The following is a 1,485-nucleotide window of genomic DNA, read 5'->3' on the forward strand; positions in this document are numbered from 1 at the left end:
GGATCACGCCGCGCTCGCCCACCGCGACGATGGCATTGCGCGCGCGCGCCGCCGACAGCAAATGGGTGTGCATCGGTCGGCGCACGGTCAGCGCCGGCCTGGCCAACGCGTCGCTTGCCGGCGCGGGCAATGCGGCCGAAGCCCCGACCTTTGGCAACAGGGCCGCCATGACCAATCCAAACAGTGACCGTCTGGACGGCTTTGCACGGCTTCTTGAGTGTGAGTCCATCGTGAAAAATACGGTCCCGGGCAGGGAGCGATAAAAATTAGTATGAGAGCCTAATTTTCATTTTTCACGTGACCACAGTCAATTAGTACGACATCCTAAATTCAAAGGGAATTCCCTAGGATGGGGCGGAGCGGAAAGTGCGCCCCGCGCCACTGAAACGCGGCAGGCTACACTTGCGCCACAGTCAGTCCGAATGATTCAGGAACGGCGCTGCGGCGGGGCCTCAGGGCATGCGCCTTTCCCCTCAATGACCTCCATGGCGACCAATACCAAAGACAAAACCATTGAACTGAATCTCGAAGCGCTCGCCTACATCTACTCGCGAGTCCCCTTTCAGATTCAACGCATCGACCAGATTGCGTCCGCCTTCTTCGCCGCGCAGCAGGACTCCAGCGCGCTCTTGACCGCTGCGCAGCTCCAGATGCTCTGGCTCCTGGACAAACGCAAGCCGTTGATGCAGACCGACTTGTCGCGCCTTGCGGGCGCGGACAAGGCGACCACGGGCTTCATCATCGGGAACTTGCTCAAGCGCCAGCTCGTCCACCGCGAAGCCGATGCGCAGGACCGCAGGCGCAAACTGGTCTCCATCACGGAGGACGGCAAGGCGGCGCTGCGCGCAGCGCGCCAGCAACTGAAGCAAGCGAACGACAAGCTGCTGGCACCCCTCAAGCCAGCGGAGCGCGAGAAGCTGGTCCAGTGCCTGAAGACGCTGGCCCTGCGGGGACAGGCCGAGGACGTCGAGCCCTTCATGCTGGAAGCCACCTTGTGGCTGACCCGCAGATGCCTCCAGGCAGCGGACGGACAGCTCACGAAGGAAGCCGGACTCTTCGGCCTGACGCTGCGGCAGTTCTGTACGCTCTATGTCGTCCTGTGCCACCCGGGAATCGGCGAGCCATTGATACGCCGCCTGCTGGGCTACGAAGTGTCGAATGCCGCGCTGGTGATCGGACTGCTGCGCGACAAGGGCTTCGTCGAGGTCGTGCCAGGCTCCTCCGCTGCGCGCAAGCGCTACAGCGCGACGACCCTGGGCCGGGACGTGCTTGTCACCGTCGAGCCTAAGCTGTCGAAAATCGAGGATTCGTTTGTCGCCGTGCTGCACGCCGCGGACACCCGCACACTGCAAAACCTTCTGAGCATCCTGATCTCGGTCCACTCCGACAAGGTCAAGGCGCATCTGGATGCATTCGTCGACGCCATGCAGCTGCCTTCCTGGCCGGTACCGTCGCAAGCCAACTACGCGTCCACGAACGCGGACA

Annotated in this window: 2 protein-coding genes; both read left to right on the plus strand. The window is 62.6% G+C overall.

The window, feature by feature from the left end; genetic code table 11:
- A partial coding sequence (locus D3H34_RS34420; protein WP_167481322.1) for a hypothetical protein occupies window positions 1–263 on the plus strand: 263 nt, incomplete at its 5' end.
- A gap of 222 nt (window positions 264–485) precedes the next feature.
- Window positions 486–1,485, plus strand: a 1,000-nt coding sequence (locus D3H34_RS32550) for a MarR family transcriptional regulator (protein ID WP_119558851.1), incomplete at its 3' end; no start/stop codon positions are given.

This window comes from Acidovorax cavernicola, from assembly GCF_003581445.1.